General features: G+C 43.6%; 14 protein-coding genes. 2 read left to right on the top strand and 12 right to left on the bottom strand.

Annotation, left to right across the window (positions count from 1 at the left end; all coding sequences use genetic code 11):
* The first annotated feature begins 3 nt into the window (after positions 1-3).
* The gene (locus tag EPD17_RS03030) at positions 4-642 is read left to right on the top strand and encodes a DNA-3-methyladenine glycosylase family protein (protein ID WP_240040724.1); all 639 of its coding nucleotides are present in this window, start codon (positions 4-6) and stop codon (positions 640-642) included.
* A 192-nt stretch (positions 643-834) separates the two neighbouring features.
* On the opposite strand, the gene EPD17_RS03025 is transcribed toward EPD17_RS03030, so the two are convergent.
* Positions 835-2,475, bottom strand: a complete 1,641-nt coding sequence (locus tag EPD17_RS03025) for a capsule assembly Wzi family protein (protein WP_132051662.1) — start codon at positions 2,473-2,475, stop codon at positions 835-837.
* 1,456 nt (positions 2,476-3,931) lie between these two features.
* On the opposite strand from EPD17_RS03025, the gene EPD17_RS03020 reads away from it, so the two are divergent.
* A complete protein-coding gene (locus EPD17_RS03020) occupies positions 3,932-4,684 on the top strand; it encodes a sugar transferase (RefSeq protein ID WP_165929507.1) in 753 nt (250 codons plus the stop codon).
* 73 nt (positions 4,685-4,757) lie between these two features.
* Here the strand turns inward: EPD17_RS03020 and EPD17_RS03015 are convergent, their stop codons facing one another.
* From EPD17_RS03015 to EPD17_RS02965, 11 genes are all read right to left on the bottom strand, one after another.
* A complete protein-coding gene (locus EPD17_RS03015; protein ID WP_132051658.1) occupies positions 4,758-5,867 on the bottom strand; it encodes a DUF1972 domain-containing protein in 1,110 nt (369 codons plus the stop codon).
* 82 nt (positions 5,868-5,949) lie between these two features.
* The gene (locus EPD17_RS03010) at positions 5,950-7,020 is read right to left on the bottom strand and encodes a glycosyltransferase family 4 protein (RefSeq protein ID WP_165929506.1); all 1,071 of its coding nucleotides are present in this window, start codon (positions 7,018-7,020) and stop codon (positions 5,950-5,952) included.
* Positions 7,021-7,100: 80 nt separating this feature from the next.
* On the bottom strand, positions 7,101-7,904 hold the full coding sequence (locus EPD17_RS03005; protein ID WP_132051654.1) for a glycosyltransferase family protein: 804 nt from the start codon (positions 7,902-7,904) through the stop codon (positions 7,101-7,103).
* Positions 7,891-8,970 carry a hypothetical protein gene (locus tag EPD17_RS03000; RefSeq protein WP_132051652.1) on the bottom strand — a complete coding sequence of 360 codons (1,080 nt, stop codon included), beginning with the start codon at positions 8,968-8,970 and terminating at the stop codon, positions 7,891-7,893. Before EPD17_RS03000 ends, EPD17_RS03005 begins: the two co-directional genes overlap by 14 nt.
* Positions 8,971-9,264: 294 nt before the next feature.
* Positions 9,265-10,008, bottom strand: coding sequence for a glycosyltransferase (locus EPD17_RS02995; protein ID WP_165929505.1), 744 nt, complete (start codon positions 10,006-10,008; stop codon positions 9,265-9,267).
* A complete protein-coding gene (locus tag EPD17_RS02990; RefSeq protein WP_132051648.1) occupies positions 9,995-10,729 on the bottom strand; it encodes an FkbM family methyltransferase in 735 nt (244 codons plus the stop codon). Before EPD17_RS02990 ends, EPD17_RS02995 begins: the two co-directional genes overlap by 14 nt.
* Before the next feature lie 50 nt (positions 10,730-10,779).
* Positions 10,780-11,874: a glycosyltransferase family 4 protein gene (locus tag EPD17_RS02985; protein ID WP_132051646.1), complete on the bottom strand. Its 1,095-nt coding sequence runs from the start codon at positions 11,872-11,874 to the stop codon at positions 10,780-10,782.
* 21 nt (positions 11,875-11,895) lie between these two features.
* Positions 11,896-12,489 (bottom strand): class I SAM-dependent methyltransferase, encoded by a 594-nt coding sequence (locus EPD17_RS02980; RefSeq protein WP_165929504.1) that lies wholly within the window; start codon positions 12,487-12,489, stop codon positions 11,896-11,898.
* Between the two features lie 249 nt (positions 12,490-12,738).
* Positions 12,739-13,677 carry a nucleotide-diphospho-sugar transferase gene (locus EPD17_RS02975; protein WP_132051642.1) on the bottom strand — a complete coding sequence of 313 codons (939 nt, stop codon included), beginning with the start codon at positions 13,675-13,677 and terminating at the stop codon, positions 12,739-12,741.
* Positions 13,658-14,974: a flippase gene (locus tag EPD17_RS02970; RefSeq protein WP_132051640.1), complete on the bottom strand. Its 1,317-nt coding sequence runs from the start codon at positions 14,972-14,974 to the stop codon at positions 13,658-13,660. The genes EPD17_RS02975 and EPD17_RS02970 overlap by 20 nt, the downstream gene beginning before the upstream one ends.
* Positions 14,975-14,980: 6 nt before the next feature.
* A complete protein-coding gene (locus EPD17_RS02965; protein WP_132051638.1) occupies positions 14,981-16,039 on the bottom strand; it encodes a GumC domain-containing protein in 1,059 nt (352 codons plus the stop codon).
* Positions 16,040-16,112: the final 73 nt, after the last annotated feature.

Here is a 16,112-nt window from a genome sequence, read left to right as displayed (position 1 = left end):
ATAATGGAGCAGTTTGATAAAAGCAATTACGAAGCGTTGGTGCAGCAGCTGTGCAGCATCGACGAGGATCTGACGAGGATTGTGGAAGCTTATGGCATGCCGCCGCTTTGGACGCGGCCCAACTCATTTGCCACGCTGGTGCTCACCATTTTAGAGCAGCAGGTTTCGCTGCAGGCGGCATTTGCGGCATACACCAAACTGGAGGCTGCCATTGGTGAGCCTACGCCGGAAAAGATCTTGGCGATGAGCGATGCGGAATTGAGGGCGTGTTATTTTACCCGGCAAAAAACGGGTTATGTGCGGGGCCTGGCCACTGCCATTTACAGCGGGCAAATGGTGTTGGCGCAATTTGAAGCCATGCCCGATGAGCAGGTGCGGCAGGAGTTGACCAGGCTTAAAGGCATCGGGCCGTGGACGGCAGATATTTACCTGTTGCACGCCATGCGCCGCACCGATATTTTCCCCTTAGGTGACCTGGCCCTGGTGCTGGCACTGCGGGATGTGAAAGGGCTGGATAAATCCGTTTCAAAGGAAACGATGCTGGTGCTTGCCGAGCCGTGGCGGCCTTACCGTTCGGTAGCAACGATGGTGTTGTGGCATTATTACCTGAGCAGGCGAAAGAGTAGGGTGGCGTTGCGGTGAGGCGTGGTGAATGGGCAATGGTGAATTTGAGTGACCAAATCTTTTGAACCTGAATCTCTTTTATGCTATAAACAAATCATTTTCATGCTGGCCTTTGTGCCTGGTTATACCCTTCGTGACTTTGTGTTTCACCAAAATTCACCATTACCCATTCACCATTCACCGTTGACGTTTGACTTTTCACGTTTCCCCTCAAAACCTATAGGCCGCAGAAAACGCGGCGTGGATATTATTTGCAAATTTAGAGCCCTGGGTTTCGCGGATATAGCGCCACTGGTAGTTGATGGAGCGAACCAGTGACAGTTGGGCATTGAACAGGAAATTGCCCCGCACCCAACTTTTGGTGCCATTTAGCGACAGATCCACCCAATGCACATCAAACTTTCGGGAGGGCACAAAATTTTGCAGGGTAAAATCGTTGTGCCGCACTACCCGCTCCAGGTACAGGCCTGTTTTAGCAATACCTTTCCACCGGTTGATGCCCAGCGTTTGGCTGCTGCCACCTGGCCCAATACCGGCACCGAGCACCTGCCCCCGATGCGTATAACCATGCCGCACCTGGTAGTGTGTGTACCAGCCTTCCAGCGCCCGCACATAGCCGGTGGCCGGGTTTTGCAGGTGCGTCATTTCGCCAAAAAGTTCCCACTGCTTGCCCTTTGGACCGGTAAAAATTTTTCGTCCGCCTAGCGTGTAAGCACGGGTGTGCTCCGGTTCGCCTACGAGGTCCACTAAATCCAGCGCATGGTCATTGCGGCCCCATTCCACATAAAATTCGGCTTTGCTTTCGGGTAGCAACAGGCGTGCAAACAGCGAAAAAAGCTGGTCGCGGCCATAGCGATCTTCATCCCGCACTTTTTTCTTAAAAAAGCCGCCCACAAGTGGCAGATAGCCATCCAGCGTATTGGGCACGTCGTTGCTGTATTGGTAAAACATCCGGCTTACACCCAGGAACAGGCCCTTAGTCCAGCGGGGTTGCCAAGTGAGCACTGCACCATTAATGTACCGGTCGCCATCCGCCGGCTTGGGCTGGTACAGCTGGGTGCCTTCAAAGGTGCGGCCGGTGTCGGGCGGCAGTATGCCAGTTGCACGCAGCCTTCCAGCAATGATTTGCCCTTCAAACGAACCGATCCGGGTGATCACCGGCGTGGTGGTATTGAATGTGGCGTGCAAAAAACCCGGAGCATTGTTACTCATCAGGAGCGCATTACGGGTGCCCGGTCCCCACCAAAGGTTCTCGGTGGAAAGGCCTGCGGAAAATTTACCAAAATGCACCCGCAGCGATGACTGTCCCGCAAAAGCCTTAGCATAGCTACCGGTGCCGTATCGTTCTGGGTTGTCGATGCGGTTGAGGAAGTAATAATAATTGCGCCAGGTGCTATCGGTATGCGAGGTAGGAAAAGTTTCGAACGATGCGTTTTGCGCCCATACCAGTCCGGGTTGTAGCTGCAGGCTAACGCGGCCCCAACGGGCATACATGCCGGCTGAAGCTTTTAACTGGTAGCCTTTTGCCTGGATCATGGCGCCATCATTCCAGCCGTAAGGATGGTGGGTATTGACTTGCTGACCCAGGCCTGCTGGCAACAAACGAAGGGACAGTTTACCTTTTTGTAGCGGAGCATGATGTGCCAATCCATCGGGGTAAAAAAGCGAATCGAAAGGCATCAGCCTGTTTGCAATAAGTGGCCGAACCATAAAGGAAAAATTCGAATCAAGCCGGCCATCGAGCTGGCTACGCCGCAGCGCCTCCTCGAGCAAGGGTGTTCCGACGGGCAGGGATTGGCTATGAACAAATGAACCTGCCAGAAGCAGGTTCAGGATAAGTACTTTTCTCATAAGATTTCGGTTATAACCATATGGCTATTACGTCAAAATAATGCACATTCCACTGGAAACACCAGCGGCCTGCGCCGACAGATTGGCGATCTCTAAACCCAAAATTTCAACTTTTCAAAGATGACACCATGCTGGTTTGAAATATCCTTTTGGACTCCTAAAAACAAAGATAGAGTCCATGCAACGGTTAATATTATTTTGTTGTCATTTCTTTCTAAGAGTGGCCTCATAAATATTGGATGAGTATTTTATAGGATAATGTTGACATGCAGGCAATGGGAATATCCAAGATATTGGTCGTGATGACCCTGGCAGAAGTGATAGCAAAAGCCTCTGCTGGAGGAATCAACGCTGGGTGCTGGAAGGAGCTGTCTGGAGATTGTAAAGACGGATGTCCGCTGCCAGGCCTTGCCAAAGGCTTTTCCAGCATTGGTGGATGGTGGGACCTTGATTGGATGATAAGAGCCTTGGCCGGCTAAAGAACTTCGGTAAAGAGGCGGCATTTACATGCGTAAATGCTTTGCCCGCAGCACGTTCTCGCTGGCGAAAAAGGGGCTTTCTACGGGAAAGCCTAAGCGGGGTAAAGGTTGTAGAGTCATCGCCATCACGAACGGTGGTGTTGTTTTATCTTTCCGGATTATTCTACAAGTGCCCATGAAATCGCTTAGTGGAAAAGACTATAGGCGAGCGTTTTATTGAAGACCTACTAGAATAACTCATTGGCGACAAGGCTTAGGATAATGGCCTTTCGGATGAACGGCTTGCGAAAAACAGCATGGAGTTGATCGGATCGCACCTTACGGTCCGTAAAACGAAAAATAGGATGGCTGCAAACTGAGGCGCTACAAAATAAGATAGAAAGTAGAACGTGTGTTTGCTTGGCTGTTCAACTATAGGCGATGTGTGGCGCATTATGAGTAACAAGAAGAAAGCTTTAAGACATTGTACTATTTTTTATATAGTCTTTGTAAAATCCTACATCCATTCACGATACCACTTACAAGCAAATTGACACTAATGGAAGCAATTATTTTTTTTAAATAACTAATGCAGCCACTTACTTTTTCTGGACCAGTCTATCTGAAAAGGTGAAACAATTAGTGTGCAAAGAGATAATGCTTTATGCTCCATACAATCTAACAATGTTATCTGGGGTTGGATGGCGTTAATTATAAAGCACCATAAAAATTACGTATAAACTTTTAAGTGATAAGTAGTTATTCATTTAAATTTGTCACTACCTTAGTGCCGCCTATTTCACTTGTGATATACTTATGGCAGTAGAGAGTAATAACGGCCTCAAATATTTAATCGAACAATTTCCAAAACTAAAGCTTAGCAACTTCCTATGAATGTGAAAAACAAACACTGCAAGGGCACATATATTCCTCTTGTAGGATATGACGGATCGCCACTTCCTTCTTCTAGGTATAATAAGCTATCAAACGCGAAACGAATGATTGATATCTTGATTGCCATCTTCACAATTTTGTTTTTGCTTTGTTGGCTACTGCCAGTTCTTGCGTTATTCATCAAGCTTGACTCTAGAGGTCCAATATTCTTTATACAGCGGCGTGTAGGTTATAGAGGAAAAAAATTTGCCTGCATCAAGTTGCGAACAATGGTGGTCAATTCCGTTGCCGATATCAAGCAAGCCGAGGAAAACGATCGTCGTATCACTCGCATTGGCAGGTTCTTGCGTAAATCAAACTTTGACGAACTTCCACAATTTATAAATGTGCTTATGGGTGATATGAGCGTTGTGGGTCCGCGACCTCATATGGAGAAAGATTGTCGGGACTTTCAGTTGGTGGTACCCGCCTACAACAACCGTCATTTTGTAAAGCCTGGTATCACAGGGCTGGCCCAAGTTAGAGGCTTTCGAGGCAATACTGCCAACATTCATGATATTATTCACCGGTACAGAATGGATCTATTTTATGTGCAGAAGGCTTCCTTGATGTTTGATATTTCGATCATTAGCAAAACGTTTACACAAACCATAATGTTAGCGCTACAACAACTTAGGAATAGAGAGGCCATGCTGGCGGAAGAAAAGAAAAATAGTGGTGCACTGCTGCCCGCAAATATTATCGTTTCGAACAATGGACAGCATATTTTTGGAAATAGCAATGCACTGCATCTGCATGAAAAGAAAGAGCTGTTAAATGAATTTACGTTTCATCAACAATTAGAAAAAGCCGGCTAGTAGCCGGCTTTTTCTTTAGCATTTATTTTTTTGTTTTTCTGTTACAGGTTAATCACGCTCAGACCTCGGCATATTATACTCTACTTTTTAACAGCGAGTTAAAGAGGTTGTAGTATTGCTGCGCAATTTTCTCCCAGGTGTATTGTTCATTTATCCGTTCTCTTGACAATGCCCGCAATTGTTCCAGCAAGCCAATTTGCTGCTCTGACCTGTCAATCAGGGTACTTAAGCTTCCCAAATCTTTCGAGAAGAAAAGGCCATACCTTCCATTCAGCAGCACTTCCCTACTAAATACAGTTTCCAGTGCCATTATCGGACATCCATAAGCAAGAGCTTTCAGTAATGTAGGATTGGTGCCGCCAAATTCATGGCCGTGTAGATACGCGAAGCAATTGTGATATAGTTCCGCTAACTCATTTTGGTTATTTACATAACCAGTAAAAACAATTCTCGGATCCCTCACTTTTTTTATGTTCTCCGCATATTCATCCTTGTAGGGCACATCGCCTACAATTACCAGCTTCTTACCGGAAACCGACCGGGAAAACTCGTGCAAAAGAAGCAATGCATTATTGTCAGGTATCAAGCGGCCAACTATTAAATAATATGTGCCCGGTGTCAGGCCCCACTTGGAAATCAACGATGGGTCGGAAGAATAACGAATATTAGCGCCATACGCGATCACTGTAGAGTCGGTTTTGAACTCCTTTATATAAACATCCCGCATTGCATCAGCGTCAGTAACGATCCGGCTCATCCAACGGGTAGCCATTTTGGAAGTAAAGTAAAATACTTTAGCTCCCAAACCCTTCCATTTGGGACGCATCCACTCCAGGCCATCGACATTGATAGCCGTTTTTTTTCTGAACAATTTTGTTAACACACCAAATACGCCGTTTGCCGAATTGACATAAAGTATTACGTCATAGTTCTGAAACAAGGCATGCATCGTGCTCAAAAAGGAATTGGATAACTGGCTAAAGCTTTTGGTGTTGATGCAAGGAAGATAGTGAAGATAGATGCCATTGACTTGCTTAGGCCGATCGGCAAACAGTTGCTTGTGGCAGTAAACATGGATTTCTACACCTTGTTTAACCAACCGGGTTGCCACTTCCGATACAAATGTTTCATACCCACCATACACGTAAGGATACCCCTTTGAACCAATAATCGCAACCTTCATGATAAACAGAATAAGCTGTTGACTGATATAAGTGCAACAGTTTTGTAATTAATTCATTTAAAAATTACTCTATGCATAATAGTTAGCATCTGCCTAATACAGATTTATAAACCTCTAGAGTTTTTGTGGCAGCGATTTTCCAGGTAAAATGTTTTGCAATCCTCAATCTAGTAAGCTCGCTGTTTGGCTTGTTATAGGCTTCCATGATGGCGCCCTTGATTGACTCAATATTGTCTGGCTCACAATAGACCGCCAAATTACCAAAGTACTCCTCTGTATCACCTTTTCTTGTGACCACAATATTGCATCCCATAATCGCAGCTTCAAGACTCGACAGTCCGGTTGTCTCAAACCAACTTGGTAAAATGTGCACCTTTGCTGCCGCATAAAGTTGCCTAAGTTCGGCCTGGGGCATATGATCAAGAAACTTTACGTTAGCACCAGCAATAGAGCGGCACTCGTTATAATACAGTTGGTGATTCGGCGATGGTCTACCAACTATCACAAGCTCTATGTCAAGGCCATTCATCGCCTGAATTAGATTAAGCTGATTCTTTCTTCCTTCTATTCTTGCCACACAAATTACGCCTTGACGATTGGTTTTTCTTAAAGGCTCTGCAAAAAGCTCTTCATCAATACCATTAGGGATTACTTTGTATTTGTTTGTCATACCTAAAAGCAGCTCAATCCTCCTCATTTCGCTCAATGAATTAGGTAACAAATAACTTGCTCCTAACGCCAAATTGATCATAGCTTTTCGCTGGCCCTGCCATAAATAACTACGGCTTACGATTTTTTCACCGTTTTTCACAGCCCTTCCAAGAACTTTAATGTATTCAGCACCAAACCGGCCAAATAATTTCAAAAATATTTTAGAAACACCCCCTCTTACGTTTACCTCATACTCATAGTAATCGACATATATTGTTGATAAAACATACGGTTTCCCTGATTGTAGGGCGTGTTTCAAAAGGTCATTAGGCCGGATCAAATTGAACAGATGCAGCAGGTCGTATTGTGAATAATCAATGTTATTTTCATCAGCGAGCCTGATGTCTACATCTATCCCTAACCTTCTCAGATGCTCTGCAGTCCCACATACTTGAATTGTATCTCCACCAGGAGTAGAAAATAAGGTGGCGCGGCTGATCATAAGTATGCGCATACGATAAAAAATCTTCTATTTCATTTTTCAAAGCTGTAATACAGGCAACGTCCTAGAATTATTACATACTATTTTGAGGTAATTTTAAACTTTATATTGCGGTAACATAGATACAATTGCGTGGCAGCCTTGATCAGATAATTTTCATTTTTGACCAGTATCTTAGTTGATGCAAGCAGGTTATTAAAACGCCTTTTTTTTACCTCCGGGCTTTCATTTTCATTTATTGATAAAGAATGGCCGAAATCAGCAGCTATCACGCAGAACCAACTCTTGTTTCTGCGGTATTGGAGTGAAAATGATGTATCAATACCATAGAAATCTAGTTCTTCATCGAACCCCTTGAAAGTAAAATTAAGATATCTGAATGAGATGCACATTCCACTTGATATAACACACATACTTTTAGTAGAATTGGGGCCAAATAACACCTTCTTGCGGTAATTCCCTTTAAAAAGTAAAAATCTACCGGGACTTACTATGGTATCCTTATATCTGACAAGGGGAACAAACAAGTCAATCCATGGGTGGTCGACGATGCTTTGTTTAAGTTTCTGCAGGTAAGATCCATCAAACCGACTATCCTGATCTAGAATAAAAAAATGACTATAGGAATGATAGGCACGATAAACTGTATTATAAATTTTCGAGAGGCCTGTATTTTCTGAAGTAAAAAAGTATTCACAAGAGCTGAACACAGATTGTAACCATTTGATACTTTCCTCTGCTTGTGCAACAGGAGAGTTGTCCCACACTACAATATGCGAGCCATTCAGTTGGTCCCTGCTTTGCTTCAATGATTGAAGAGTAGGCGCTTCTTCAGCTTTCATTTTGTACAAAACTACCAAAACACAATAGCTAACATTTGCCATAACTGTCCACTGATGTTGTTAATTTTACCCTTGTGTCATTTGTTACCTGATGGCTATATTTTGATATGGAATAGAAAAGGAGCAGGTAAAACATCTGAATTGTTGCCGACCCTGCGGTGAAGTGAAAACCAAACGTGTACAAAAATGACAAACAGTAGCCAAATCCCGCATAGAAAATAATTCGTTCATGAATATCATGCTCGCAACTTTTGAAGTATGGTAAACAGCGATGCATTTTCTTCAGCAGGACGAAATATAGCCTAAAGTATAAAGGGGCAAGCACTCCAAAGAGTAGTAAAACTGAAATATAAAATGAATCAAAGCGGACATTCGTCAACTCACTGCCAAAGCCTACACCAAATAATATAAAATGCTCCGGTACCGAGGCATATTGTAGCAGGCGCCCTAAGGCGGAAGGATCTTCAGAGAAGCCCAAACCCAACGATAAAAAGGTAAATAACAATAAAATAAGAGGAACCGATAGAAACACTGAAAATCTGGTAGAAGGCTTGAAATATGCTAACGCAGAGCCAATTAACGCCACTGCAAAAATAATAAACCCAATTCGGGTCCGCGAAAGGTACTGTCCATATACCAGTAGCAGTAAAATAGAAAAAAGTCCAAAAGATTTTAAAAAGCTTCTGCGGCTAAAAAGCAGGTAAAAAAATAGTATAATTAATGAAATCGAAAGGTATGTGGCATATATGAGCGGACTTACGAAAATACCTGTTGCTCTAAGCTTATCGTCTCTGATAAAATCGAAAGCATGACTTTCAATTGGGTTAATTTCATCGATGAAGTTGTAGAACCAGAGGATTCGTAAATCCTGCCTGTAAACCTCATTATAATATAGCGCCACTAGCACAATCAATACAGGCACAAATACAAGGTACCGCACAATTGTGACTGCTTTAGTATGCTTAAAAAATGATGTTTTGTAAAGTAAAAAAGCCCATAGAAAGGGCAACAGATACATTCTCCAGCCTAAAAACACCTGACTGATTTCGTTTTTCTGAACTATACCGGTAATAATTCCCGTTAGAGTCAATGCTATAAAAGAGATCAAAAATATTGCATCAAATTTGTGCCAGTTTACTGGACGCGACTTTATTGTTATTATAAGCACTGAAGTCAGAAATAGTACTAAATACTCTTGCCAAGATTTGATGAGATAAAAAATGATGGTAGATAAGTAAGGTGCTATGTTTATAAATATAAAATCATAGAAAGTTATAAAACTAAGAAGCATGACTAAGAAAAGCCCTTTATGCCTATAGAAAAAGGAAAGAAAAAAAACTAGATAAATGAGAACGAAGACGGTTAAGAAAAACAGGTCGATAAAGAACTGCACAAAATCAATTTAGGAAATGAATCGTTTAATTTTGGGCACCAAGCCATATTTAAACCGAAAGTGCAGATATGACCCCCAAGCGGCAACGGTTCCAAAATTTTTACGTACTACCGTGAAAATCTCTGGAAAATTAGTAGCACAGTTGGAGGTGCCGTCAAGGCTATGCAGTGCATTGATTATTTCAAGATTGGTGACCACTTTTACATTTGCTTTAAATAATTTCTGATTTATATCAAAATCAGCAAACGCTTTGTATGAAATGTCGAAAAATGCCAGCGCATCTTTAAGGTAATATGTTCCTTGGTGATGCATTGTATTTTCGAACACTAGTTTAAGAGAAAAGCTTGGTGAAAACAACTGTCCATTTGATAACTTAACCGGGAAGGAAACAGCAGCAGCATTTTGGCTCGCAGCACACCTCAACTGTTGCAGCGGGCAATGCAACAAGCGATCGCCAATATTGATAAAACAAATATAGTCGCCCTTTGCCAAGCGGATGCCCTTGTTCATAGCATCATAGATGCCCGTATCTTTTTCACTAACCCATTTACTGATGCTTGCTCCGTATTGTTCTATAATTGATACGGTACCATCACTCGATCCACCGTCTACAACAATATACTCCACTTCATTGCAAACATGTGGAACAATGCTGTCGATGGTTGCATGCAAATCGTTCGCCCCATTGAGCACTACCGTTACATAAGAAATGAGCGGCTTCTTTTCCGATGGAGCAATTTTATCTGCGTACATAAACGGCATCTACTTGAAAAATCTCGCCTGTTTTGTAGTTTGTAAAAGCCGGCAGAAAAGTATAAAAGGAAAAGTCTGCATGCTCCAGCCGCTCCATCATTTTGTAATACAACTGGCTATTTGCATACAGCGGTACAAATGAAAGTTCGAGTTGAATTAATTTGATAAAGGGCAGGATCCGGGTGGCGCCATCAAGTACACTTTCTTCGTATCCCTGCACATCAATTTTTAGGAATACGTTTTTACCCATAAGGTCGGCATCTTTAAAATAAGTATCCAGCTTTATGATGGGTACCGTAACTGTGCCTACATAAGCCGACTCCGGCGCCATCTCCGCATGTAAATCCAACATGGGTAATACCGAACTGCTTTCGGTGTTGGCTGCAATGTTAATGTCGATACTTCCGTCTTTGTCGCCTACCGCTTTATTTTCTGCTTTCCATTTTGTTGTACCACTTGCCCGTTGTGCAAGTTGCTCGAAGGTTTTGGGCAGCGGCTCGAACGAATAAATTGATCCGTTGAAATTACCGCTCAAAAGCTCTAATGCAAACTGACCTGTATTTGCACCCACGTCGATCACTATATCAATATTGAACCGCTTTTGCAATACATCCAATAGCTTTTGCTCCGAGTTGAGCGGTGTCTTTTTTTCAACGAGCAGATCAGCCCTGGAAAAAATTTGCTTGATGCTGTCTTTTAATTTCCTCGATGCTTTAGTCATTGGTTTATGTTGGTATCGAAAATATCGCAGTGGCAATTTGTGCTTCCAGCCTAATTACGGGCGGCGTCGGCCACCTTTTGGTACACTTCATAAGTCAACCTTGCGGTATGCTCCCATGAAAAAGCCTGTAGCCGTTTTGTTCCTTCGGTTGTTAAATGGCAGCGGAGTTGCTTATCTGCGGCCACTTGTTCAACGGCCTGCAGTAGTGGTTCGGGTTCTTCCGGATTGAAATATGAAGCGCCATCACTAGCTATTTCTTTAAATATAGCGGTATTGCTACACACTACCGGGCAGCCCGCCTGGAATGCTTCAAGTATAGGAATGCCAAAACCTTCCATTGTAGAAGGGAAAATAAAACAGACTGCGTATTTATATAATTGATGCAATTGCCCGTCCGTAATATTTGTGACCGGCGTTACCAGGTCTTCCACACCATATTGCGCCAGCAACTCGCTTTCCGTCGGGTTGAAAGGTTTACCTACAGCAAGTAGTTTCACCCGGTTCTTTTTCATAAAAGAATGCAAGGCTTCAATTACCAGGCGAAAATTTTTATAGCCGTTGCGTTCGCCAACATACAACAGGTAAGGTGCCACATCCGGGCTGTGGTCCGCCGCTTCGCCTGATTGATTGCCGAAATAATCCGGGCCGCCGTGATGGACCACTGCAATCTTGCGTTCGTCTGTATCCAGATAATGCAGAATGTCCTGCTTCGTGGTCTCTGAAATAGCAATGATAGCTGCCGCCTTCCTGATCATTTCGCGTTTGCTGGCTACCAGGTGTTGAAAGTTGCTGTTTCCTGATTCAGCTTCCCGTTCAGGAATCATATCGTGTACGGTAAGTACACAACGTGCAGGATCAAAGCTTTTAAGAAAATATGGGTTGTAATAGGTTGGATGGAAAACGTCAAAATCTTTCACTTTCCAATTAACTACCTGCTTGTTTATATTGGTCCAAAAACGGTAGCCCAACCAGTTAAACCGCTTATTCGGGTTGGTTAAATAAGCATTGTCTGAGCCATTATGTACCACCTCGAAATGATCTTTTGGTGAAAATTGGCGCAGGCTTTCGTACAGTTTATAATGATACCTTGAAATACCACCAAATTTTTGAAACAGGAAGATTTGATGGTCGTATAGCACTTTCATAGCGATGGCTCCTGAAACGAGTTATTGCTGTTGAATAAATGACCGGTTTAACTCATTTCTTACCTGATCAAAGTCGGCATCCAGCAATGTTTTGGGCTGCGCAAACAATCCGGATAAAATCTGAAATTTTCTGTTAGTGGACAGTTTGAACAGCGTTGAATGCATTTTGTTTTTGGTAAATAAATGGTAGGTGCCATGCGACAGTAAATAAAGACCAAACCGCTCTGCCAGTACCTGAAGGGAACGAAGCGTGTAGAAGGCAATATGCTGGCCGGTTTCCGGCGCTATATACCACCAGTTGCTTATGTTTTCGCCCTCGGGCTGCAGCTCTGTTGAAAATAAAATGTTGTTGGAATATTGCAGCATCTGCTCCAGTTCCATGGCTGGGTCAACCAAGTGCTCGAACACTTCAAATGCCGTTAATAGTTCAAACCTGGTCGTCGGCGCGAGGTCGGAAACATCGAAGTGCTTCGCAAAAATATTTGCGCAATACATGTCTTGACGATAGTAATCAAACCCGCGGTCCCTTAGCATTCGGACAAACATTCCGTAACCGCCGCCATAATCAATGAACTTTTTTTTTCCATCGAACATTGTTTGGATCAATGTAGCCACAAACCTACTGTTAACCACATTTCTGCTTACCAAGCCCAGGTCCAGGTTTGTAATGGCACTTTGGTACGATTCCGAAAGCCAATAAGGTTCTTCGGTTTGAATGAACTGGCATGCGCTACATTTAAAATAGACAACGTCGTACTTACCCAACACGGTTTTAGAAAATACCGGAGTAGTATGTTGACCACAAATCTTACAAGCTATGTGATTGGGCGTCATTCTCATAAATGTATGGTTCTATGCCGGCCTTCAGGCACTAAACTTTAACCGGCGTTTTACTCCTGCCCGCAACCTTGCATATAAAGAAGGTGCTTTACAAAACTTCTTGAACGTAAATTGATCGGCAGCTTGATGCACAGCCTTATCTGCCGGGTCGATGACGGCTCCTTCCAATACATGGGCAATTAAATTACTCAATACCGGATCTTTTGATTTGGTATGTGTTGCAGCTTCATCGAAGCCGATGTTTTGAATAAGATTAAAGTTTGGTGCGATGCACTTGCCGTTGTTCTTCCATATCGAATACACCCACTGGTAGTCCCATGTGTCGATTTGGCCCCGCATGGTAGGCAAAAAGTTGGCACTCCAGAATGCTTTCGCAGTGGGATAGTTGGCTATCTCGTTAAATGCTGCACTTTCCAGAAATGCTTCTACCCCATTCATGGAAATATCATACTTCTGCCATGCCCTTCGCCAGGATGCCCATCCCCACACATGGCATATTCTTGATAAATAGTAAGTGCCGCTGCCGCGGATCTGGCCTTCCTGCAGATTGACTCCATTTATGTGCATAATTTCATCCACATCTTTATACTGCTCCAGCAAATCGGCACAAAAAGTAAAAAAGGATGGTGAAGGCAGGCAATCATCTTCGAGTACTATGCCATATTCTTCCTGTTCAAAGAACCAGGTAATTGCACTGGAAACCGCATGTTTACACCCCAGGTTCTGATCTCTTACCAGCCATTGTACCTCTACTTGCCATGTAATGTTGCTCAAAACTGTTATGGTTTGCTGCACTTTTTCCTGGTCTGTTTCCACATGCTGCCGGGGTCCATCAATGGCGATGTACAACTTTTGGGGACGTGCTTTGGCAATTTCTGCAAACACACGTGCTGCATGTTCCGGCCTATTAAAAGCGATGATCAGTACGGGGGGAGTAGGCATTTTAACTTCGATATTTGGCAACCAGTTTATACACCAATAATGAACCCAGTTGCAGTTTAAATATAGGCAGCGTTTGTGCAGAAAATGCGTTCATTAAAAAAGAGGCAAAGATCTGCGCTATAAGTGTAGCAATAGCGGCACCTGCACCGCCAAAATAAGGAATGAGCAACAGGTTCAACAGCACATTCATAACAGCACCGGCAGCCGTCCGCACCAGCAGCAGGCTTTGTTTTTGTTCGATCATGAACCAGTTACTGGCCGCAACGCCAAGGTAAACAAACACGCCTGTCCAGATATGAATGCTTAAGACCAGGCCTGCGCCCTCGAATTCCGAACCGTAGAGAAAATGGACTATTGGGTTGGCAGTAAACGTGATCAAAACCGACAACAATATGGCGATGGCAGAAAGCACGCCAAAGAGTTTGCGAAAGCCTTCCAGGTACGCTTGCGGTCCTTTTTCTTTCAATTGGATTAGGGTTGGATAAAATGAAACGCTGATGGCACTGCCTATAAAATACCAGATTTCAGACATGCGCACCGCTGCACTGTATTTTCCGAGTTCAACATTGCCCACCATGTTTTTGAGCATTACCTGGTCTATGCGGGTATAGATGGTGATCAATATTTCGGCGGCCATAAAAGGCAACGCCCGCCGCACTAGGTCTTTGATCAGCACCCAGTCGGGTCGCCAGTGATGAAGCTTTTGCTTTGAAACGTTGAAATAAAACACCAGCAGCAGCACAAACACAACCAGCAGCTCCAGCACCGTTATGTATGCAAAAAACACCACGCCGTAATTGCCCAACAGGGCAAATACTTTGAAGATGCTAAACAAAAGGTAAGCGCTTGACTTTACAATAACGGTCAAACGGGATTCTGTTCTTGACTGGTAAAAGATGTCAAAAACATCCGATACAAACAGAATACATTGAAAAGAAAGAATAATCAGCAGTACCCTTGTAAGCGGTTCCTTGCCAAGTAGCTGCGCAAAAACAATGATGCTTAGGGTAGCAACCGTGCCGGTAAATAGTTTTATCAGCAGGGCATTGAACAGGATCTTGCCTTTTTCTTCCTTCCGGATCAGGTCGGTGAGCAGCACATTATTGAGCCCCAGGTTAATAAAGGGGATGGTCATGCTGATAATACTAAAGGCATAATTCCAGACGCCAAATTCAAAAGGACCCAGGTAACGTGCAAACCATATCCCGATAAAGAGGCCACCCGCCATCCGGATCACCTTGTCGAAAATGATCCAGAATGAATTGAAAATTACTTTCTGGTACGACTTAAACCGCTGCTTGGCAATAGCAATATTCATCCTTGCTTATAGTCTTCGGCCCGGGCTGAAAAAGTAATAAACGGAACAAGCCGCAAACATCGCCAGCAAACCAACCATGGCGCCTACTACCAGGATAAATGAAAGCCCTTTGCGTGTATCTTTTAATGTCAAACCCGGCATGTCCAGCATTTGTATCACGGGTGTTTGTTGTGAAAGGATCAACTTGCTTGCTTCCAGATTTTTTACTACCTCCGAATATAAAGTGGCGATAACGGTTTTATCACGGGTAGCTATTTCTGTAGGCACGGTGGCTGTACGCAAGCCCGGGTTGATATCCAGCGTCTGGCTGGCCGCCGCCGTAAAAGACTTTCGGTTGAGCAGCAGCAAAAGAGAATCTGCGCGGCGCTGTAACTCCCTAATATTAGCTTCTGCAGTGCCGGTTTTTACTTCTAAAAAAAGTTTACTCGCCTCTTCCACTAACCGCTGTGTAACCAACCGTGCAAAAAGGCTGTTCTGCGCTACTACCTGCACTTTTATGATCGATCCTTGCTTACTCAACCGCTCTGCCGATATGTTGTTTTTGACAACCGTTTCAAACACCATGTTCAATATACTGTCCTGCAGCGGTGTGGTTTGCCCTTTTATTTGCGCAAAATTTATTTGCGATAAAGCAGGATCATTGCGCCATTGGTTTTTTATTCCGGAAAAGGACAGGTATAAATCCGCCAGTGTTTCCGACTGGCTATTTGGCGTGTTGTCGATTTTGCTCAACAGCACTCCCTGAATGACTTTTTTCGATTGAAGAATGTTCAGGATGTTGTCGCCTGAAAAAATGCTGCCGCCACCCAAGCCACCCATATTTAAACCAAATTGCGATGCAAGCCCTGCCAGTCCGCCACCGCCGACCGACTTCTCTTCCAAAATGAACGTACAAACGGCTTCGTATTTTGCTTTTTGCTTGCTATTAACATAAACGCCGATACCAATGCCGCCAATAGCAGCCAATAAAAAGAAATACCACCTTTTACGGAGAAACAAGAAAAAAGCCCGCAAAGGATTTAATACGTCATCCAATGTATAGGCAGCCTCGCTTTTCGATTGCATAGAAATTTTTCTTTCTTCGTTTTTCGTAGCCCACGAGTCAACTTAGGTTATACCGGCATAAAGCCACATGGCT

The organism is Pseudocnuella soli (assembly GCF_004347775.1).
Classification (GTDB): Bacteria; Bacteroidota; Bacteroidia; order Chitinophagales; family Chitinophagaceae; genus Flavisolibacter; species Flavisolibacter aquaticus.
The sequence above is the reverse complement of the archived record's forward strand: the minus strand, read 5'-3'. Positions and strand labels throughout refer to the sequence as shown.